This window comes from Nonomuraea sp. NPDC048882, from assembly GCF_040649755.1.
In the GTDB taxonomy this organism is placed as follows: domain Bacteria; phylum Actinomycetota; class Actinomycetes; order Streptosporangiales; family Streptosporangiaceae; genus Nonomuraea; species Nonomuraea maheshkhaliensis.
Map to the genome: position 1 here is coordinate 123,893 of NZ_JBEZGB010000012.1, position 20,175 is coordinate 144,067.

At 71.8% G+C, this 20,175-nt stretch carries 19 protein-coding genes; 6 read left to right on the forward strand and 13 right to left on the reverse strand.

Features of this window, described 5'->3' with window-relative positions; all coding sequences use genetic code 11:
• Nucleotides 1-11 precede the first annotated feature (11 nt).
• Nucleotides 12-785 carry a neutral zinc metallopeptidase gene (locus AB0C27_RS36470; RefSeq protein ID WP_357853837.1) on the reverse strand — a complete coding sequence of 258 codons (774 nt, stop codon included), beginning with the start codon at nucleotides 783-785 and terminating at the stop codon, nucleotides 12-14.
• An 83-nt stretch (nucleotides 786-868) separates the two neighbouring features.
• Nucleotides 869-2,944, reverse strand: a complete 2,076-nt coding sequence (locus AB0C27_RS36475) for an alpha-galactosidase (RefSeq protein ID WP_357853840.1) — start codon at nucleotides 2,942-2,944, stop codon at nucleotides 869-871.
• Nucleotides 2,945-3,196: 252 nt separating this feature from the next.
• Between AB0C27_RS36475 and AB0C27_RS36480 the strand changes: the two genes are divergently transcribed.
• Nucleotides 3,197-4,072, forward strand: coding sequence for a siderophore-interacting protein (locus AB0C27_RS36480; RefSeq protein ID WP_357853843.1), 876 nt, complete (start codon nucleotides 3,197-3,199; stop codon nucleotides 4,070-4,072).
• Between the two features lie 125 nt (nucleotides 4,073-4,197).
• On the opposite strand, the gene AB0C27_RS36485 is transcribed toward AB0C27_RS36480, so the two are convergent.
• Nucleotides 4,198-5,403 carry a hypothetical protein gene (locus AB0C27_RS36485; protein WP_357853846.1) on the reverse strand — a complete coding sequence of 402 codons (1,206 nt, stop codon included), beginning with the start codon at nucleotides 5,401-5,403 and terminating at the stop codon, nucleotides 4,198-4,200.
• Between the two features lie 154 nt (nucleotides 5,404-5,557).
• Here AB0C27_RS36485 and AB0C27_RS36490 point away from each other — a divergent pair, with 154 nt between their 5' ends.
• From AB0C27_RS36490 to AB0C27_RS36500, 3 genes are all read left to right on the forward strand, one after another.
• Nucleotides 5,558-6,142 carry a TetR family transcriptional regulator gene (locus tag AB0C27_RS36490; RefSeq protein WP_357853848.1) on the forward strand — a complete coding sequence of 195 codons (585 nt, stop codon included), beginning with the start codon at nucleotides 5,558-5,560 and terminating at the stop codon, nucleotides 6,140-6,142.
• A gap of 224 nt (nucleotides 6,143-6,366) precedes the next feature.
• Complete coding sequence (locus AB0C27_RS36495) at nucleotides 6,367-6,690, forward strand: STAS domain-containing protein (RefSeq protein ID WP_357853850.1); 324 nt, start codon at nucleotides 6,367-6,369, stop codon at nucleotides 6,688-6,690.
• A gap of 107 nt (nucleotides 6,691-6,797) precedes the next feature.
• On the forward strand, nucleotides 6,798-8,213 hold the full coding sequence (locus AB0C27_RS36500; RefSeq protein WP_357854500.1) for an RNB domain-containing ribonuclease: 1,416 nt from the start codon (nucleotides 6,798-6,800) through the stop codon (nucleotides 8,211-8,213).
• A 22-nt stretch (nucleotides 8,214-8,235) separates the two neighbouring features.
• Here the strand turns inward: AB0C27_RS36500 and AB0C27_RS36505 are convergent, their stop codons facing one another.
• The gene (locus AB0C27_RS36505) at nucleotides 8,236-8,811 is read right to left on the reverse strand and encodes a helix-turn-helix domain-containing protein (protein WP_357853852.1); all 576 of its coding nucleotides are present in this window, start codon (nucleotides 8,809-8,811) and stop codon (nucleotides 8,236-8,238) included.
• On the opposite strand from AB0C27_RS36505, the gene AB0C27_RS36510 reads away from it, so the two are divergent.
• Complete coding sequence (locus AB0C27_RS36510) at nucleotides 8,811-8,969, forward strand: hypothetical protein (protein WP_357853854.1); 159 nt, start codon at nucleotides 8,811-8,813, stop codon at nucleotides 8,967-8,969. The two genes, AB0C27_RS36505 and AB0C27_RS36510, sit on opposite strands and share 1 nt — an antisense overlap.
• 149 nt (nucleotides 8,970-9,118) lie before the next feature.
• Here the strand turns inward: AB0C27_RS36510 and AB0C27_RS36515 are convergent, their stop codons facing one another.
• From AB0C27_RS36515 to AB0C27_RS36550, 8 genes are all read right to left on the reverse strand, one after another.
• Nucleotides 9,119-11,017, reverse strand: a complete 1,899-nt coding sequence (locus tag AB0C27_RS36515) for an ABC transporter ATP-binding protein (RefSeq protein WP_357853857.1) — start codon at nucleotides 11,015-11,017, stop codon at nucleotides 9,119-9,121.
• Nucleotides 11,018-11,311: 294 nt separating this feature from the next.
• A complete protein-coding gene (locus tag AB0C27_RS36520) occupies nucleotides 11,312-14,035 on the reverse strand; it encodes a DEAD/DEAH box helicase (protein ID WP_357853860.1) in 2,724 nt (907 codons plus the stop codon).
• 95 nt (nucleotides 14,036-14,130) lie between these two features.
• Nucleotides 14,131-15,030 (reverse strand): YegS/Rv2252/BmrU family lipid kinase, encoded by a 900-nt coding sequence (locus AB0C27_RS36525; protein ID WP_357853864.1) that lies wholly within the window; start codon nucleotides 15,028-15,030, stop codon nucleotides 14,131-14,133.
• Between the two features lie 128 nt (nucleotides 15,031-15,158).
• Entirely contained in the window at nucleotides 15,159-15,992 is an 834-nt protein-coding gene (gene tatC, locus AB0C27_RS36530) for a twin-arginine translocase subunit TatC (protein WP_357853867.1), read from the reverse strand.
• Nucleotides 15,993-16,084: 92 nt separating this feature from the next.
• Nucleotides 16,085-16,432 carry a Sec-independent protein translocase subunit TatA gene (gene tatA, locus AB0C27_RS36535; protein ID WP_357853870.1) on the reverse strand — a complete coding sequence of 116 codons (348 nt, stop codon included), beginning with the start codon at nucleotides 16,430-16,432 and terminating at the stop codon, nucleotides 16,085-16,087.
• 29 nt (nucleotides 16,433-16,461) lie between these two features.
• Nucleotides 16,462-16,662: a hypothetical protein gene (locus tag AB0C27_RS36540; protein WP_357853873.1), complete on the reverse strand. Its 201-nt coding sequence runs from the start codon at nucleotides 16,660-16,662 to the stop codon at nucleotides 16,462-16,464.
• Nucleotides 16,659-17,624: a WYL domain-containing protein gene (locus AB0C27_RS36545; protein WP_346104885.1), complete on the reverse strand. Its 966-nt coding sequence runs from the start codon at nucleotides 17,622-17,624 to the stop codon at nucleotides 16,659-16,661. Before AB0C27_RS36545 ends, AB0C27_RS36540 begins: the two co-directional genes overlap by 4 nt.
• 67 nt (nucleotides 17,625-17,691) lie before the next feature.
• On the reverse strand, nucleotides 17,692-18,642 hold the full coding sequence (locus AB0C27_RS36550) for a WYL domain-containing protein (RefSeq protein WP_357853876.1): 951 nt from the start codon (nucleotides 18,640-18,642) through the stop codon (nucleotides 17,692-17,694).
• A gap of 38 nt (nucleotides 18,643-18,680) precedes the next feature.
• Here AB0C27_RS36550 and AB0C27_RS36555 point away from each other — a divergent pair, with 38 nt between their 5' ends.
• Complete coding sequence (locus AB0C27_RS36555; RefSeq protein ID WP_357853879.1) at nucleotides 18,681-19,748, forward strand: DUF3866 family protein; 1,068 nt, start codon at nucleotides 18,681-18,683, stop codon at nucleotides 19,746-19,748.
• Here AB0C27_RS36555 and AB0C27_RS36560 read toward each other — a convergent pair.
• On the reverse strand, nucleotides 19,694-20,173 hold the full coding sequence (locus tag AB0C27_RS36560; protein ID WP_357853882.1) for a DUF3291 domain-containing protein: 480 nt from the start codon (nucleotides 20,171-20,173) through the stop codon (nucleotides 19,694-19,696). The two genes, AB0C27_RS36555 and AB0C27_RS36560, sit on opposite strands and share 55 nt — an antisense overlap.
• Nucleotides 20,174-20,175: the final 2 nt, after the last annotated feature.

Consider the following 20,175-nt stretch of genomic DNA (forward strand, 5'->3'; position numbering starts at 1 on the left):
GGCTCGGCCGGCTAGGAGACCTTCTGGGAGGGCGCCGTCCAGGTGTTGCACGCCGCCGGCGAGACCGCACGGAAACCCTTGTCCAGCCAGGCGGCGATGTTGCGGCCCTTGCCGTGGTCGCGCACCTTCGACTGCTCGTCGCCGCTGTGCCGGTTGATGTCGAGCAGCTGCTCCCAGTCGTCGCCGTCGCGGTCGAGCGAGCCCCAGACGCTGCCGATGAAGACGCCGCCCAGGCACTCGGCCTGCAGCTCGTTGCGGCGGAACTGCTCGTTCAGCTCCTTCTTGCCCTTGTACGGATACTGCTCGAACGCGTGGTTGATCCCGGTGACGTTCTGCAGGTGATGCGCGAACTCGTGCGCGGCCAGGCTGAACAGGAACAGGTCGGAGGTCACTTCGAGCAGGTCGTCGTCCAGCAGGATGAGGAAGCGCTTCTCCCGCGCGCAGTAGGCCCCCGACGCGCTGCCCCACGAGCTGCTGCAGAAGCGCCGCGGCTTGGTGATGAAGCCCATCTTCGCCTTGCTGAACGGCAGGCCGGCGCGGGCCAGGTGGGTGCCCCACGAGGTGTTGAGGCAGTCGAGCACCGCCTGCAGGTAGCGCTTGGCCTGGGTGACGTTGTCCGGTTCGATCTTCCGCTCGGGGCACTCAGTGGGTTCGAGTTTGCCGCTGCCGTACAGCTTGTTCGCGGTCAGGGCGCGGTCGCGGATGGGGTACGCGGACGCCTGCGCGGTGTGGGCCGGTAACAGCGTCGCGCACAGGAGAACGGCGACGAGGGCGGAGAGACGCATGACCGGCATTTTAGGGGCAGACCCTACGCGAACGCTGTGCCGATCATGACAACCCCGCCCCCGGTCAGGGGGCGGGGCGCGCGTCAGACCCGTTCGAGCTCGACGATCAGCGCCGACGCCGGGCTCAGCGCCGGGGCGGGCAGGCCCAGCTCGGCCAGCACCGCGCCGGGCACCCGCACCGGGGCGGCGGCCCACTCCGGCAGCACCGCGCGCTCCGGCGCCGGACCCGCCGTGCGCACCTCGTAGGTGGCGGCGGGGTCGAGGCCGGGCAGCCGCAGCGGCGCGGGCGCCATGTCCAGGCGGGAGACCTGCTGCACGTACGCGTACACCGCCCGCTCGGGCAGGACCACCCCGTGCAGCAGCGCCGACGGGTCGGGATGGTCGGCGCGCACCACCCGGCCCGCGTGCAGCAGCGGCCGCAGCCGCTTGTGCAGCGCGATCCAGGTCGCCAGCTCCTCCAGCTCGGCCTCGCTCGCCGAGGTCAGGTCCCACTCCACACCCATGTGCCCGAACAACGCGGTCGCCGCACGGAAGGCCAGCGGCAGCGAACGGCCGGTCACGTGGTCGCCCGGCGCGCCCACGTGGCAGCCCAGCCGCTCCGGCGGGACCAGCAGCCCGGTCCAGCGCTGGATGGCCTGCCGGTCGAGCGCGTCGTTGCTGTCGGAGGTCCACACCCGGTCGGTGCGGGCCAGGATGCCGAGGTCGATCCGGGCGCCGCCGGACGAGCACGACTCGATCTCCAGCCCGGGGTGGCGGGCGCGCAGCTCGTCCAGCAGCCGGTAGGTGGCCAGGGTCTGCGCGTGCACGCCGGGCGCGCCGTCGTGCACGGGCTCGGCGATGTCGCGGTTGTGGTCCCACTTGATGTAGTCGAGCGCGTACTCGCCGACCAGGGCGTCGATGCGTTCCAGCAGGTACGCGTACGCCTCCGGGCGGGCCAGGTCGAGCACCTGCTGGTTGCGGTGCGGCGGCGGCGTGCGCTCGGGCCGGCCGAGGATCCAGTCGGGGTGCTCGCGGGCCAGGTCGGAATCGGGGTTGACCATCTCGGGCTCGAACCACAGGCCGAACTGCATGCCCAGCTTGCGCACCCGGTCGGCCAGCGGGTGCAGGCCGTCCGGCCAGACGTCCTCGTCCACGTACCAGTCGCCGAGGCCGGCCCGGTCGTGGCGGCGGTGGCGGAACCAGCCGTCGTCCAGCACGAACCGCTCGACCCCGGCCGCCGCCGCCCGGTCGGCCAGCTCCAGCAGCCGGTCGAGACCGTGGTCGAAGTAGGTGGCCTCCCAGTTGTTCAGCGTCACCGGCCGCACGGGCAGCGGGCGGGAGCGCAGATGATCGTGCACGCGCGCGCTCACGTCGTCGAGCCCCGTGCCCGACCAGCCGAAGTACACCCACGGCGTGCGATAGGTCTCCCCTTGCGCCAGCACCACTTCGCCGGGTTCGAGCAGCTCACCCGCGGCCAGCAGCGCGACGCCCTCGGGCAGCCGCTCAGCGTAGTGCACGTGGCCGCCGCTCCACCCCGCGTGCACCGCCCACACCTCGCCGGAACGGAAACCGAACCCTCCGGTGCCCGCCACCAGCAGGCCGGTGGCGTCGTGCCCGGTGCGGCCGCGCCGGTTCTCCCTGGACCACACCCCGTAGCCGAACTCGCGCCGCTGCGGCACCTTCTCCAGCCCCCACCGGCCGGTGAAGTCGAGCAGCTCACCCGCCCGCGCGGGCACCGGCAGCGCGCACACCAGCCCCTGCACCCGGTACGGCGACGGTGCGGTGTTCGTCACCGCGTGCCGCATCCGCACCAGGCCGCTCTCGTCCATGACCAGCTCGCTCACCAGGCTCAGCCCGGCCCTGGCGTCGGCGGCCGTCACGGTCACCGTGCCGCCCGGGCCCGGCTCGGCCGGCACCTCCAGCCGTTCCACGCTCCACCGCACCGGCCAGTGCTCGCCGTCCCTGACGCCGGACAGGCCCGGCCGGCCGTACCAGCCGTCCCCCTGGGCGGGCAGCAACGGCGGCGCGGGCGAGGCGAACGCGGGCGCCATCACCGCGGCGGGCACGGGAGCGTCGAGCGGCCCGAGGGCGGCGCCGAAATGCCGCACCCGCGGCAGGCCGGGGCCGGAGTCGTCGAGCACCAGCGCGGCGCCCGCCGCGGAGAGGATCACGGGGGACAAAGGGGCTCCAATCTGGGGCGGGCCGGCTCGCCGGCCTGCGCCTGTCACGTCTTCAGCGCTCCGACGCTATCGCCCTCGATCTCGCCCGCGCCATGGCGGAGCCCCTCCAGAAACGGGCTCGGAGGGCCGGAACGGCTCTTCCATGCCGTAACGCCTGGCAAGCGGCTGCAACTGGCCTAAATCGCCGCGATCCTTTAGGTTAGCCTCACCTAATCTAGACGGGAGACTCCGGGGATGACCCAGCCTTTTCGCATGTTCGACGTACGAGTGGAGCGCCTCGAAAGGCTGAGCCCGTCGTTCCTGCGGGTGACCTTCACCGGCGACGACCTGCACCAGTTCGCCGACAACGGCTTCGACCAGCGGCTCAAGCTCATCCTCCCCCTCCCCGAGCACGGCCTGGCCCACCTGCCGACCGGCCCCGACTGGTACCCCCGCTGGCGCCAGCTCGGCGACGACCGGCGCAACCCGATGCGCACCTACACCGCCAGGCTCGTCCGCCCCGAGGCCGCCGAGGTGGACGTCGACGTGGTCATGCACCCCGACGGCGGCCCCGTCGCCCGCTGGGCCGAGAAGGTGCAGCCGGGCGACGTCGCCGCCCTGTACGGCCCCGACGCCCGCTACGAGGAGCGCCACGGCGGCCTGGAGTTCCACCCGCCCGCCGGCACGGGCTGCGTCCTCATCGCCGGCGACGAGACCGCCGTGCCCGCCATCTGCGCCGTCCTGGAACGGCTGCCCGCGCATCTGTCGGGCGAGGTGTTCATGGAGGTGCCCTGCTCCGACGACGTCCTGCCGGTGGAGACGGCCGCCTCCGTCAAGATCACCTGGCTGCCCAGGAACGGCGGCGCACGCGGCGCCGAACTCATCCCCGCCGTCAAGACCGCCGCCGGACGCCTCCTGCCGCCGTTGCCCGTCCCCGACACCTTCGACGACGTGGACGTCGACGCCGACGAGCTGTGGGAGGTGCCGCAGGAGGCCACCGACCACGGCCCCCTGTACGCCTGGCTGGCCGGCGAGGCCGCCGTCATCAAGGCACTGCGGCGGCACCTGGTCGCCGAACGGGGGCTGGACCGGCGGGCGGTGGCCTTCATGGGGTACTGGCGCAACGGCCGCTCGGAGAACGAGTCGTAACCACGCGCTTGCCAACGGGGCCCGGCACGTGCACGGCCGCCCAGCCCTTGAGCGGCCGTTCGGGCAGGGCCTGGACATCCGGGCGCCGGCCCATGGTCGCGGGGCCGGCGCCGGTCAGGTCGGTGTCACTCCCGGGAATCGCCCAGCACGGTCCGCAGTTCGGCGGCGGTCGGCGGTCTCGTCCAGGTCAGGCCGGGGCCGCCGTCGGCGATCAGGCGGGGCACCACCTCACGCAGCAGCGCCTCCGCCGCCGCGTCCGGCCGCTTCTCGCGCGCCTCCTGGTAATGGTCGAGCACTCTGGCCAGGTCCACCATCATCGTGTTGGGCTCCCGAGCACCGGTCCCAGCACCGGCCCTCAACCCCGGCTCGGCCCGCACTCCCGGCTCGGCTCCCGTCCCCGGGACGGCTTCCGCCCCCGGCTGGGCTTCCGCCTCGCCATCGGCACTCGTCCCGGCCTCGGCAGCCGTCGCCGCCTCGGTCCCGGCTTCGGGCACCTTCGCGGCGACGGCTTGCGGCCCCTGCGAAACCCTGCCGTCCACCCCTGCGCCGGCGACGGTGTCCGTCCCGGCCCGAGCGCCGGTCTCCGCGTTCGCCTCGGCCCGTGGCGCGCCACCCGCCACGCCGTCCGCCTCCGCACCGCTCCCGTTGGCCGTGCCTGGGCCGATCGTGGCCTCCGTGCCGACGCTGGACGTCTCTAGGAGAACCGCGCCTTCCGTCTCCGTTTCCGGTTCATGGGTCCGGTCGGCGGCGGTGGTCACGGTTTTGAGCGGGGTGCCGTTGACGTGGGACAGTCCCGGCTCATTCTTCCCCGCCGCGGCGGGAACGATCACCTGCAACGCTCCAAGACCGGCCTCGCCCGACCAGGCTCCCGGCCGTACCGCCTCGCCCGTCGCGGCCAGGAAGGCAGCGGCGTCCAGGCCGTCCACCTCACCTTCCAGCCATCCGGGCCGCAGGTGCAGCACCCCGGGCCGTTCGGAGCCGGCGAGCTGCTCCATCAGCTCGGCGACCGTGCCCTGCGGGTCGTGCATCGCGGCGTCCCCCCGGGCCGCGAAAGCGTCCGCGAACAGGTACAGGGAGATCAGCCGCGGCGGTTCGTGCGTCGTCAGCACCCCCCGTTCCCCGTCCACCCGCACGGCGCCGCCGCTCTCGTGGTAGGCCCGCAGGCCCTCCGTGAACGCGGCCCGCGCGTCCTGCGCGAGCGGGAGCTCCCAGCCCCACTTCGCCTCGGTCTCCATCCCGGCGAAGCCCTCGCCGCCGTCCGGATCGCGGCGGAGCCACCAGGCCACCGCGCCCACCACGGCGGCGGCCAGCACTGCGACTGCGACTAACACGATGTTTCCCGTTTTCCCCTCGTCATGACCGCACGTGATGACAGGGCTAGTAGCGTAGTGTGATCGCCGCTCTTAAACCGGGAAATTTCCCCAAATATCACCAGCCGTACCACCAGTGACATCGCACACCGTCACGGCTGACAGAATTGGCAATATGACAGATGGCATCCTGACCTCCGAGCAGATCATCACGGCGGCCCAGGATGTCCTGCGCCGCTACGGCCCCGCCAAGGCCACGGTCGTGGACGTGGCGCGGGCACTGGGCGTCAGCCACGGCAGCGTTTACCGCCATTTCCCCAGCAAGACGGCCCTGCGCGAGGCCGTGACGCACCGCTGGCTCGAGGAGGCCCACGCGGGGCTGGCCGCCGTCATGGCCTCGTCCGCCCCTGCCGACGTCCGGCTGCGCGAGTGGCTGACGACGCTGTCCGCCTCCAAGCGGGCCAAGGCGCTCGACGACCCCGAGCTGTTCGCCACGTACATGGTGCTGGTGAACGAGGCGAGCGAGGTCATCCAGGAGCACATCACCGGCCTCGTCGATCAGCTGGAGGAGATCATCGCCACGGGCGCGGCGCGGGGCGAGCTGGCCACCGCCGACCCCGCCGCCTCGGCCCGCACCGTCTTCCTGGCCGCGAACGCCTTCCACGACCCGGCGCACGCCGCCTCCTGGAGCCGTCCCGAGGTCGAGGACGAGCTGAACGCCCTGTGCGATCTCCTCCTCCTCGGCCTGAAACCGCGCTGAAGGTGTGATTTTTTCAACTGGTAAGCGGAATTGTTCACCTGGGGTGCTTTTCTCTCCTCCGGGACGCGGCTCGGCCCTCTGGCGTGCGCGGACAGAGAGGTACACTCCATTCCGGAAGCGTGTAGTCGCTCTATGTGATACGTCCACGACATCTGTGCCGCAAGGCAAGGGCGGATCCGCGCCACCGACAGATGATCCCGGCCCTGAGACAGCGCGGAGCCGGAATGGATCCACTGCACCTGACCACCAGCCGCCAAGACGGCATCCTGCTGGTGAGCGTGTCCGGAGAGCTCGACATCGCCACGACGGAACAGTTCCGCCGCCACCTGCTCCAGCTGCTCCAGGAGGCCGGCCGCTGCTCCTGCCGCGAGGTGCGGCTGGTGATCGAGCTGAGCCGCCTGTCCTTCATCGACGCGGCCGGCCTCGGCATCCTGGTCTCCGTCCAGAACCAGGCGCTGAGCCAGCACACTCCGATGCACATCGCGAGCGCGCCGCCCGCCATGCGCCGCCTCCTCCGGATCACCGGCCTCGACCGGCACCTGACCTGACCCGCCTAAGGCACGTCTCTCCCCGCCGGTTTCCACCGTCTCGTCGTGACTTTCCGTGAGATCTGGCGCTCCCGATCATGTGCGCCGGTAAGTTGTCCCGTGTGCCGATGATTCAGGTTCCCGATGAGATACCCCTCAAGCTGGAGGACGGTTTCGAGCGGATCGGGCGAGAACTGAAGCTGCCCGGCGGCTTCCCCCGCGCCGTGCTCGACGAGGCCGCCTGGGTGGCCAAGGTGCCGAAGCTGGACGCGAAGGACATGTCCGACGTCCCGTTCGTCACCATCGACCCGCCCGGCTCGATGGACCTCGACCAGGCCGTTCACCTGGAACGGCTCCGCGCCGGATACCGCGTCTGGTACGCCATCGCCGACGTCGGCGCGTTCGTGCGCCCCGGCGGCGTGATCGACGCCGAGGCCCGCGAGCGGGGCGAGACCGTCTACCTGCCTGCGGGCAAGGTGCCGCTGCACCCGCCGGTGCTGTCGGAGGACGCGGCCAGCCTGCTGCCCGGGGCGCTGCGCCCGGCCGTGGTGTGGCGGATCGACCTCGACGCCGACGGCGAGATGGTCGGGGCCGACGTGCAGCGCGCCCTCGTGCGCAGCCGCGAGCGCTACGACTACGCCTACGTGCAGGCGGTGCACGACACCGGCACCGCGGACGGCGTCCTGGAGCTGCTGGCCGAGATCGGCCGGCTCAGGCTGGCGCTCGAACGCGACCGCGGCGGCGTCACGCTGCCCACCCCCGACCAGGAGGTGGTGCGCGACGACGGTGGCTACCGGCTGGAGTTCCGGCTGCCGCTGCCCGCCGAGGCGTGGAACGCCCAGATCTCGCTGCTGACCGGCATGGCCGCGGCCGCCATGATGCTCGACGCCGAGATCGGCATCCTGCGCGTGCTGCCCCGCCCGCAGCCCGGCGACCTGGCCAAGGTGCGCAGGGTGGCGCAGGCGCTGGACGTGCCGTGGCCCGAGGGCGCCGGCTACGGGGCCGTGGTGCACGACCTGGATCCGAAGAACGGCAGGCAGGCGGCGTTCCTGCACGAGTCGAAGGTGCTGCTGCGCGGGGCCGGCTACGTGGCCTTCGACGGCGCGCCGCCCCGGCTGGCCGAGCACTCCGCGGTCGCGGCCCCGTACGCGCACGTCACGGCCCCGCTGCGGCGCCTGGTCGATCGCTACGCGACGGAGGTGTGCCTGGCCGTCGCGGCGGGCGAGCCGGTGCCGTCCGACGTGCGGGCGGGGCTGGCGCTCCTGCCCGGCCTCATGTCCGCCTCGGGGCGGCGCTCGGGATCGGTGGAGCGGGCGTGCGTGGACCTGGTGGAGGCGTTCCTGCTGCGGGAGCGGGTCGGGCAGGCGTTCGAGGCGGTGGTGATCGACGTGGACGAACGCCGCGGCGGCGGGCAGGTGCAGCTCGTGGACCCCGCCGTGATCGCCCGCTGCGACGGCACGCTCCCCTTGGGCGAGCACGTCACGGTACGGCTGACCCGCGCCGACCCGGCCACCCGCGAGGTCCGCTTCGCCCTCGCCGGCTGACCCCTCGCCGGCTGACGAGGGGTCAGCTCGTTCTGGCGCGCATCCCGTCGCAGATCACGTCCGTCATCCGCAGCCTGCCGTCTCTGGCCCGGGCCTGGCGCTCGGCGGTCAGGCAGCCGCGCAGCAGGTCGCGTACGTCGTGGGCGGTCAGGTCGGCCCGCACCGCCCCGACCCGCTGCGCCCGCGTCAGCAGGCGGCCCAGCGCGGCGGTGAAGTCGTCCTCCAGCGTGGAGCCCGGCCGCAGGACAGAACCGCTCTCCAGCATGTCGCACAGCGCCTGGTTGGCCACGGCCTGCTCGGTCACCCGCGCGAACCAGGCGAAGAACGCCTTGCCCGCGTCCTCGGCGGTGGCCAGCGCGCGGGCGTCGGCCACGAACCGCTCGATCCGCCCCAGCAGCACCGCCTCGAACAGCGCCTCCTTGGTCGGGAAGTGCCGGTAGACGGTCCCGACGCCGAACCCGGCCCGCCGGGCGATCTCGTCGAAGGAGATGGTCAGGCCGTCGCTGGCCAGCGCCTCCTGCGCGATCTGCAGCACCCGCTCGCGGTTGCGCCGGGCGTCGGCCCGCAGCGGCCTGGCGGAGCTGTGATCGTCGCCCAATGACCTCGACCTCCATCGGCAAACGGAGAGAGCTCTCCGATTCTATCGACGAGATATCCGGATATATGACCCTTCATGCGAGGGTTGAGCCGGTCGTCGGCGAGCGCGTGGACGGGCCGCTCGCGGCGCGGCTCCTCCCCCGCCGGGTGCCGATATGACGGAGGCCTCCGCGATCGGCACAACCCGATCGCGAAGGCCCCCACTCCCCGTCACGCCGGTGACCGCTCCCGCGTCACGCTGATGACCGAGGTTCCCTGTCACGCCGGTGACCGAGGTTCCGTGTCATGTTGGTGACGGCGGTTCCGCGTCACGCCGGTGACAGCGGTTCCGCGGCCTCGTACCGCCGGTGAAGGCGTCCGAGCCCGCGCGTGCCGGCGCGCCGGAAGCGAAGGCGCTGCTCGCGCTCCACCGGCTCCACCTCCACCACGCGCGCCCCCTCCGGCACGTGCCGGGGGTCGTGCGTGACCAGCAGCGTGGTCCGCCCGGCCATGAGCCGCCGCAGCGGCCCCATCACCTGGGCGGCCGTGGCGTCGTCCAGGCCGGTCATGGGCTCGTCCAGCACCAGCACCGGCGTGTCGCGCAGGATCGCCCTGGCGATGGCGATGCGCTGCCGCTGGCCGCCGGACAGCAGCCTGCCCCGCTGCCCCACCGGCGTGTCGTAGCCCTGGGGCAGCAGCTTGACGAAGTCGTGCACGCCGGCCGCCTCCGCCGCCCTGATCACCTCGTCGAGCGAGGCGTCGGGACGGCCGTAGGCGATGTTCTCGCGTACGGAGCCGGAGAACAGCATCGTCTCCTGGTACAGGATCGTGACGTTCTCGCGCAGCGACTCCCGCGTCAGGCGCCGGATGTCGACCCCGTCCAGCAGGATGCGGCCCTCGTCCGGGTCGTAGAAGCGCAGCAGCAACTTGGCCACCGTGGACTTGCCGGCGCCGCTGGGCCCGGCCAGGACGACGACCTCGCCGGGCTCGGCGGTGAACGACATGTCCCGCAGCACCGGCCGGCCCCGTCCCGGATAGGCGAAGCCCACCCCTTCGAAGGCGACCTGGCCCCGTGCGCGCCGTACCGGCTCGGCGTCGGCGGCGTCGTTGACGCCGGGACGCGAACGCAGGATCTCGATGACCCGGTCCGAGCCCGCCGCCGCCTCCGACACCGTCAGCGCCAGCTCACCCAGCCCCTGCACGGCCGGGTAGAGCAGGGCCAGGTAGGCCGCGAAGGCCAGCAGCCCGCCGAGCGTCAGCCGGCCCGCCGCGATCTCCCACGCGCCGAACCCAAGGATGACGATCAGGCAGACGGTCTCGATGAGCTGGACCGCGGGGCCGTAGAGGCCGGCCAGCCAGGCCTGCGTCATGTTCGCGCGCAGCCAGCCGCGGCCCTCCTCGTGCAGCCGCCGCGACTCGGCGCCCTGCCGGTTGTAGGCCTGCACGAGCGGCTGGTTGGCCAGCCCCTCCTCCAGGACGCTGTTCATCGCCCCGTTGCTGGCCCGCTCGCGTGCCGCCGCCGTCCTGAACCTGGACGCGAACACCTTCGAGACCACCAGGAACAGCGGGATCAGCGCCATGGTGAGCAGCGCGAGGTCCCAGCGGATGAAGAACGCCGCCCCCGCGAAGAAGACGACGCTGGCGGCCGTGGTGATCGCGCGGACGAGCCCGGACCCGACGAGCTCCTCGATGGCCTCGACGTCGTCGGTCATGCGTGCCATCAGGTCGCCCAGGCGCCGGTTCTCGGAGAAGTCGGGCGCTAGCGTCTGCAGGTGGGCGTAGACCCGGTCGCGCAGGGCCAGCAGGAACCGTTCCGCGCCCAGCGCGGTGAGGTAGGCCCCCGCGAAGGAGGCCGCCCCGGCGACGGCGGCGAGCCCGAGCCAGGTGAACGCGGGCACCCAGAAGGCGCTCAGGTTCCGGGTCGTGAGCACGGTGTCGGTGATGTGGCCGAACAGGCGGATCGCGGCGACCTCACAGAGCGCGGCCAGGATGGCGAACACCACCCCCGCCGCGAAGAGCCGGCGCAATCCGCGGGTGTCCGGCCAGAACTCGCGGAATGTGCGGCGAAGGGAAATCGCCGGCGCGAGTTCACGGCCGGAGGCGTTCAAAGAGAGCCGGCGGCTCAGCCGCCGGCCCTCTCCGCTGGGGTTACTTAGCACCCCCACCACCTGCGGTGGCCGCAGCAGCTCCACCGGCGATGACAGCGGCGACGCCGACGGCAGCCCCATCCCTGCTGGAAGCCGGCCTGTGAGAGTTTCGTGCTCGCCATGTTTCCTCCCCCGTTGGCGGAACACTGACAAATCGGACGCTAGCACTCGAATTGCGATAAATCATCAGATAATCGACGATTTCAAAAAGACTTGACTGGTAAAATCAGAGGGGAAAGGCGTTGAAGACGCCCGCGTAAAGTCGGCGACCGGCAGGTAAAAGAACCAACCGAACACCACGGAAAAGCAAAAGACGCCCCTGGGAAACAGTTCCCAGGGGCGTCCGTCGCCGACGCCAGGTCAGCTCAGGTCGGATCAGGTCAGCGACGAGTACGCCACCACGCCGCGCCGCATCGCGTCCACCGCCTTGATCGCCGTCTGCTTGATCTTGCTCCCGGGAGGCGCCGCGTTGCCGAGCTGCCCGAGCAGGTCCATCAGCTGCTTCACCCAGCGCACGAAGTCACCGGCCGCCAGCTCGTTGCCGTTGATCCCGTCCATCAGCACCGCGTCCAGCGTGTGACCCTTCGTCCAGCGGAACGCCGCCCACGCGAACCCCAGATCCGGCTCCCTGATCGTGGACAGCCCGTGGTCGGACTCGATGCCCTCCAGCTCCCCCCACAGCCGGATCATCGCCGACAGCGCGTCCTGCGCCCGCCCCGCCGGGATCTTCGGCCGGCGGGTGTCGTCGGAGGCCCGCGACTCGAACACCAGCGCCGACACGCACGCCGCCAGCTCCGCCGGGTCGAGCTCCTCCCACAGGCCGTTGCGCAGGCTCTCGGCGGTCAGCAGGTCCAGCTCGGTGTAGAGGCGCCCCAGCCGGCGGCCTTCGTCGGTGACCGCCTCCTCCTCCAGGTAACCGAGCTGCTCCAGCACCGAGCAGATGCGGTCGAACGTACGGGAGATGACGTGCGAACGGCCCTCCACCCGGCGGCGCAGCCCCTCGGTCTCACGCAGCAGCTTGTAGTAGCGCTCGGCCCAGCGCGCGTGGTCCTCCCGCTCGTCGCACCCGTGGCACGGATGCTGCCTGATGCGCCGGCGCAGCTCGTTGACCTCGTCGTCCTCCACCGTGTGGTCACGCGCCCTGACCGGCTTGCCCAGGTCGCGGTCACCGAGCTTGGCCAGCAGCGTCGAGACCAGGTTGGCGCGCTCCTTCGGCGAGCGGCCGTTGAAGTTCTTCGGGATGCGCAGCTTCTCCAGCGGCTCCACCGGCACCGGGAAGTCCGCCGGGTCGAGCTTTTTGATCTGCTTGCCGATCGTCAGCACCAGCGGGCTCGGCCCGGTCCCGCGCGGATTGCGGCCGGGATCGAGCACGATCGCCAGCCCCGCCCTGCGCCCGCCCGGCACCCGGATCACGTCACCGGGCTGCAACGCCTCCAGCGACTTCACCGCCGCGGCCCGCCGGGCCGCCCCGCGCTGACGCGACAGCTCCGCCTCCCGGTCCGACAGCCGGCGGCGCAGCGCCGCGTATTCCGGGAAGTCGCCCAGATGGCACGTCATGGCCTCCTGGTAGCCCTCCAGGGCCTCCTCGTGCTTGCGCAGCTGCTTGGCCAGCCCCACGACCGCCCGATCGGCCTGGAACTGCGCGAACGACTCCTCCAGCAGCGTCCTGGCCCGCTCCCGCCCGAACTGCCCGACGAGGTTGACCGCCATGTTGTACGACGGCTGGAAACTCGACCGCAACGGATACGTACGCGTGCCCGCCAGCCCCGCCACCGACAGCGGATCCATGCCCGGCTGCCACAGCACCACCGCGTGACCCTCGACGTCGATACCGCGCCGCCCGGCCCGCCCGGTCAGCTGGGTGTACTCGCCCGGCGTCAGGTCGGCGTGCGTCTCGCCGTTCCACTTGTCCAGCTTCTCGATCACCACGCTGCGCGCCGGCATGTTGATGCCCAGCGCCAGCGTCTCCGTCGCGAACACGGCCTTGACCAGCCCGCGCGTGAACAGCTCCTCCACGACCTCCTTGAAGGCCGGCAGCATGCCCGCGTGGTGCGCCGCCAGCCCCCGCTCCAGGCAGTCGCGCCACTCCAGATAACCCAGCACCGCCAGGTCCTCGTCCGGCAGGTGAGCCGTGCGCTCGTCGACGAGCTGCCTGATCTCGTGCCGCTCCCGGTCGGTGGTGAGCCGGATGCCGGCGTACAGGCACTGCTGCACCGCCGCCTGACAACCGGCCCGCGAGAAGATGAACGTGATCGCCGGCAGCAGCCCCTCGGAGTCCAGCTTCTCGATCACCTGCACCCGGTCCGGCGGGCGCGAGCGCTGCGGCCTGCCGTAACCGCGCCGGCCCCGCCCCGACGTCAGCCGCTCGGCGTCACGCGTCACCCGCATCAGTGTGGGGTTGATCCGCGGCGTCAGGTCGTCGCTGACGAACAGGTCATAGATACGGTTGCCGACCATCATGTGCTGCCACAGCGGCACCGGCCGGTGCTCGTCGACGATCACCGTCGTGTCGCCGCGCACCTCGCCCATCCACTCGCCGAACTCCTCGGCGTTGCTCACCGTCGCCGACAGCGCCACCAGCCGGACCGACTCGGGCAGGTGGATGATGACCTCTTCCCACACCGCGCCGCGGAAGCGGTCGGCCAGGTAGTGGACCTCGTCCATCACGGCGAACCCCAGCCCGGCCAGCGTCGCCGAGCCGGCGTAGAGCATGTTGCGCAGCACCTCCGTGGTCATGACCACGATGGGCGCCTCGCCGTTGACGCTGTTGTCGCCGGTCAGCAGGCCGACCTTGCCGGTGCCGTAGCGTTTGACCAGGTCGTTGTACTTCTGGTTGGACAACGCCTTGATGGGGGTGGTGTAGAAGCACTTGCGGCCCTGCTCCAGGGCGAGGTGGACGGCGAACTCGCCGACGACCGTCTTGCCCGACCCCGTCGGCGCGGCCACCAGCACTCCGTCGCCCGCCTCGAGGGCCCGGCAGGCGTCCAGCTGGAAGTCGTCCAGAGCGAAGTCGTAGAGACCTCGGAACGATCTGAGAGCGGCCCCGTCGTCCCCGTGTGTCTGACGGAAGGCCGCGTAGCGTTCCGCTGGCGTTGTCATACCCGTCAGCCTACCGAAATCGCCTTTCCGGTCCGTCCCGCCCTGTTCCCGCCGGGTCCGAACGCGGTCCGGCCGACGCCTTTACATTGTAGATTTCATACGATGACGCGCAACGCCCCAGGTCGCACCGCACACTCCAGCGGTACCGCGCCCACCCGTTCGCCATCGGCGTAGGCGACCACGTCCTCGCCGGGTGAGTCCACCTCCACCCGCACGCCGCGCACCCGCCGGATCGACACGGCCGGATGGGTCACGTGCGTCCCCCGGTAGACGCCGGGGAACACGCGCAGGAACTCCCGCTTGGACATCGCCCCGATCATCGCCACGTCCAGCAGCCCGTCGTGGGGGCTCGCGTCGGGGCAGACGCGCATCCCGGCCCCGTACGAGTGCGTGTTGGCCACCGCGACCAGCATGGCCTCCCGCTCGACCACCTCGTCGCCGTCGAACGTGACCCGGAACGGGATCGGCCGGAACGAGCGCAGCTCCCCCGCCATCGCCACCAGGTAGCGCGCCATCCCCGGCGGCCAGGTCAGCCGGTTGGCCCGCTCGTTGACGCGCGAGTCGAACCCGCAGCACACCACCCCGGCGAACAGTTCCTCGGCCGTTCCCGCGCGGACGTGCGCGGCGTCCACCTGCCGGGTCCGCATCCGCAGCACGGTCCTGGCGGCGGCGATCGGGTCGGCGCGGTGCAGGCCGAGCGCGGAGGCGATGTCGTTGCCCGTGCCCGCGGGGATGATGCCGAGCGGCACGTCGGTGCCGGCCACGGCCTGGACGGCCAGATGCACCAGGCCGTCGCCGCCGAAGGCGACGAGCGCGTCGGGGCGTTCGGACACGGCGGTGCAGGCGCGCTCCAGGGCGTCGGCGGCGTCGTCGCCGACGATCACCGACAGCTCGGCCCCTCCGGCGCGCAGCCGGCGCGCCACGGGTTCGAGCAGGCGCAGCGTACGCCCGCCGCGGGCGGCGGGGTTGACCAGCAGAGCCAGTTGAGGGGACACGTCCGGAACCTATCGCCTGCGGCACGAATCGGGAATGCCCTGTCGCGCACGTCATCGCCCAGGAATGCCCGATCGTGTGCGGCGCGGGCCGATATGTCCGGAGCGGGCTGATATGCCCCTGCCGCTCCCTATCGCCTGTCGGTGCCGGGCGGCTCCTCGTCGAGCGGCGTGGGATCGTCCGCGGGCTCCGGATCGTCCTGGGCCAGCGGGGACGCCTCGTCGTCGGACAGGTGGGAGAAGTTCTCGGTCGCGGGTGCGCGGCGCTCGCGTATGTACATGACCAGCTCGGCCACGAAGTAGAGGATGATCATCGGCGCGGCCAGCGCCATCATCGTCAGCGGATCGCCACCGGGGGTGATCACGGCGCCGAAGACGAACATCACGAAGATGACCGTGCGGCGGTGCTTCTTCACCGTGCCGTGCGACAGCACGCCGATGAAGTTGAGGAAGACCAGCAGCAACGGCAGCTCGAAGGAGACGCCGAAGATCATCAACATGATCAGGACGTAGTCGAGGTAGTCGTCGATGCCGATGGTGGCGACGGTGCCGTCGAGCGAGAACCCCAGCAGGATGCCGAGGCTGGTGTCCATGATGATGTAGGCCAGAGCGGCCCCGAGCACGAACAGCGGGACGGCCAGCGCCAGGAACGCGATCGAGTAACGCTTCTCGCTGCGATAGAGCGCGGGGGTCACGAACGCCCAGATCTGGTAGAGCCAGACCGGGGAGGCCACCACGAGCCCGATCATCAACGAGACCTTCAGCGTGATGAAGAAGGACTGGAAGATGCCGCTGTAGGTGAGGCTGCACTGCCCGTTGAGCTGACGCGACTGGGCGGTCTCGCAGTAAGGCGCCTTGAGCGCCTCCCACACCGGATCGAAGAAGATCCATCCGATGATGATGCCGACGATGATGGCGGCGATCGCGATGAGCAGCCGGTTGCGCAACTCACGCAGATGGTCCATGAGGGGCATGCGGCCCTCGGGATCAGGTGCGGGCTGGCTCGACCGTTTGAGCAACGCCATCTCAGCAGTCCAGGTGACGAGGAGGGGTGGGGTCAGGCGCGCTTGTCGGCCTGCGCGGCGGCGGAGGCGCGCAGCTTGGCGGCCTGCTCCTCCAACTGGCGGGCCTGCTCCTCGGCCGACGGCACGGGAGCCGGCGCGGCCTGGATCTGCTGCGGCTGCACGGGCTGCGGCTGGGGCGGCTGCGGCTGGGCCGGAGCCTGCGCCTGGGCCTCGACCGTGTGGGTCTCTTCGTCGTCGTCGCGCAGCTTGGCGGTCTCGGCCTTGAAGATCCGCAACGAGCGGCCGATGCCCCGCGCCATGTCGGGCAGCTTCTTGGCGCCGAACAGCAGGACGAGGACCAGCAGGATGATGAGAAGTTCAGGAACCCCGAGGTTCGGCATGAAAGTCCCTTTTCTAGCGAGTGCCGGTTTCAGCCACGATCGTACGCTGCCTGGGGCGTGGTCTCATCCCCCCGGCCCGTCAATCTGGCCCGCCCAGGCTCCAGCTGCGCCTTCGCCCCGGCGATTTCCCTTCTCAGAGTACGTGCCGCCACGACGACGCGAGCACCCGCGAGCCCGACCACGGCCAGCCCGGCGACCCCCAGCGCCGGCCCCAGATAGATCCACGTCATGGGCGGTGAGCGTACAGGGCCAGGGCGCGCTCGGCCTCGCGGCGCACGGTCCGCGCCATGCCGGGCGGCGAGACGACCCGGCCGGTGTCGCCCAACCGCAGCGCCAGCCGCAGGATCCAGTCCTCGTCGCGCACCCGCAGCGCCACCCGCAGCCGCCCCTCCCCCAGCTCGGTGACCTGCTCGCACGGGTAGTACTCGGCGACCCACCGCCCGGCGGCGCTCAGCTCCAGCTCCACCAGCTCGTCGGTGGGCGAGGGCCGGAAGACGCCGTCGGTGACGTCCCTGGGCTCGGCCCCGGCGGGCGGGTCCGCGGGCACGTCCAGCACCTCGACGCCGAGCACCCGGTCGAGCCGGAACAGCCGCATCGCCTCGGCCCGGTAGCACCAGCCCTCCAGGTAGGCGCGGCCGTCGACGACCACGACCCGCATGGGGTCCACCTCGCGCGGCGTCACCTCGTCGCGGCCCGGCACGTAGTAACGCAGCGACAGCCTGCGCCCCTTGGTGAGCCCCTCGCGCACGCGCGGCAGGGCGTCGGGGGCGGCGTCCACGTCCACGGCGACCTGGCTGCTGACGGTGGCCGCGCCCTCGCCCGCGGCCCGCTCCAGCTTGGCCGTCACGCGCGGCAGGGCGTCGCCGGGCACCTCGGCGAGCTCGGGCGAGGCGGCCAGCATGCGCAGGGCGACCAGCAGCGCGCTGGCCTCGTCGATGCCCAGCCGCAGCGGCCTGGCGATGGTGTCGGCGTTGTCGATGATGATCTCGCCGCCGTCCCAGGAGACGTCGATGAGGTCGCCGGGGGTGTGACCGGGCAGCCCGCACATCCACACGAGCTGCAGGTCGTCGATGAGCTGCTTCTCGCTCAGCCCGAACACCGCCGCCACCTCGCCGACCTGCGCCCCGGGGTGGGACATCAGGTACGGCACCAGCGCCAGCAGCCGCGGCAGCCGGTCGGCCGACCCGCTCATGAGTTCTCCTCCGCCACTGCCCCGTGTCCCCCTTCGACCGGCCGTTCCGCCGCCCCTGCAACTCTTGTCACGCCACGGCCCCCTTCAGGCGGCAGATGACGGCCTCGCGCGCGTCCGGCGGCTCCACCACCTCGACGTCGGCGCCCAGGCTGGCCATCCAGCCGGCCAGCCGTTCGGGGTCGGAGAAGATCAGCTCGGCCTCGTCCCATCCGTCGTCGCCCGCGTGCACGGCCCTGGACAGCTGGCGCAGCCCCTCGCACGTCCCCTGGCGCACGCGGACGACCGCCACCCGCTCCTCCATCGGCTCGTCCGGGAAGCCCACCATGGCCTTCAGGTCGACGCCCTCGGGCACCTCGACCGCGCCCGGCCTGCCGACGGTGGCGACCTGCCCGGTGATGCGGCTGAGCCGGAAGGCGCGCGGGGCGTCCCGGTCGCGGTCGAACCCGGCGAGGTACCAGCGGCCGCGCCTGCTGACCACGCCCCACGGCTCGACGGTGCGGCTGCGCACGGTCTCGCTGCCGGCGCCGCGGTAGTCGAAGCGGACCACGCGCCGGTCGCGCACGGCGTCCCACAGCGCGGGGAAGGCCGGGTCGCGGGTGTCGACGCGCAGCTCCAGCGCCCCGGTGCCGACGGGCTGGTCGGTGGAGACGCCGCCGGCGCGCAGCTTCAGCAGCGCCCCCGAGGCGGCCTCGGCCAGGCTGGCGCGCTGCCACACCTGGGCGGCCAGGCCCAGCACGGCGGCCTCGTCGGGTTCGAGGGTGATCTCCGGCAGCTCGTACGACTGCCGCTCGATCCGGTAGCCCGGCTCGTCCTCCCACGGGTCGCGCACGACGTCGATCGGGATGCCGATCTCGCGCAACTCGTTCTTGTCCCGCTCGAACATGCGCTGGAACGCCTCGTCGCCGTCGCGGTCGTATCCGGGGACGGCTTGGCGGATCTGCTCGGCCGACAGCGGGCGCCGCGTGGCGAGCAGGCAGATCACGAGATTGAGCAGCCGTTCTGTCTTCCGGCGCGACATCTGCCTCACTCCTCCTTCATCGACGCTACCCTGCCCCCGTGATCAGATGGCGCAAGGGCGAGGTCGTACGGATCCGACGCGAGTGGCCGGGAGCGGTGGAGCTGGACGTCTCCGTCCCCGAGGGGGAGTGCCGGGCACTGGCCTATCCGCCGCTGGTGGGCCGCCCGGAACCCGGTGACGAGGTGCTGCTCAACACGACCGCGCTCGCGATGGGTCTCGGTACGGGAGGTTACGCCATGGTGGTGGCCGTCCCGAACCGTTTGCCGCAAGACCCCGACGGTCCCGGGCACCTGGTGAAGGCCAGGTACACCCCGCTGCAGGCCACGGTGCTGGGCGCCGACGAGCAGGATTCGCCGCATCATGCCAGGTTGCGCGAGGCGGACTCGCTGGACGGCATGCCCGTGGTGGTGGCGGATCTGCACTCGGCGCTGGCCCCGATCCTGTGCGGCCTGTACGAGGCGCGGCAGGGCACGCGGGTGGCGTACGTGATGCTGGACGGCGGGGCGCTGCCGGTGTGGTTCTCGATGGCGGCGGCCAGGCTGCGCGAGATCGGCTGGCTGGCCGGCGTGGTGACGGTGGGCCAGTCGTTCGGCGGCGACGTGGAGGCGGTCACCGCCCACACCGGGCTGCTGGCGGCCAGGCACGTGCTGGAGGCCGACGTGGCGATCGTCACGCAGGGGCCGGGCAACCTGGGCACCGGCACCCGGTGGGGCTTCTCCGGCGTCTCGGCGGGCGAGGCGGTGAACGCGGCCGGCGTGCTGCTCGGGCGGCCTGTGGCGGCGCTGCGGGTCAGCGAGGGAGACCTGCGCGAGCGCCACTACGGCGTCTCGCACCACTCGCTGACCGCCTACGGCCGGGTCGCGCTGACGCCGGCCGAGGTTCCGGTGCCGGAGCTGGCGGGCGAGTTCGGGGAGCGGGTCAGGGACCAGGCCGAGCTGCTGGCGGTACGGCACCGCCTGGTCTCGGTGCCGGTGGACGGCCTGCACGAGGCGCTACGCGCGTCGCCGGTCAAGCTGTCGACGATGGGCAGGGGGCTGGAGGAGGACCTGGCCTACTTCCTGGCCTCGGCGGCGGCGGGCAGGCTGGCGGCCTCGATGCTGCCGTAGGAGTCCTTGAACGTGAACGCCTCGGGTCCTGGCCCTTCGGTCTTGAGGCGTTCGAGCCGTTCCATCGCCTCCGCCAGCGAGGGGACGGTGCCCTCCGGGACCCACCACATCACCATGTACGGCTCCGCGGCGCGCAGGAACCACTCCCTGCGCCGGCGCAGCACGCCCAGATGAGGGCTGCGGTAGACGTAGTTCCACAGCGACTCCAGCGACTCCCACACCGAGAAGTTGACCAGCAGCAGGTCCCCGTAGTCGTGGGTCACGGTCGCGGTGGGGTCGCTCTCGCTCTCCTTGAGCCGCCACACGAAGCCGGGGGCCTCGTCGGCCAGGGCGTTGACGGGTTCGAGCAGGGCGACGAACTCGGCGAGCTCCTCGCTGTCGATGGGCGCGCGCAGATGGGCGATGTTGAGCTGGGCGAGATGCATGT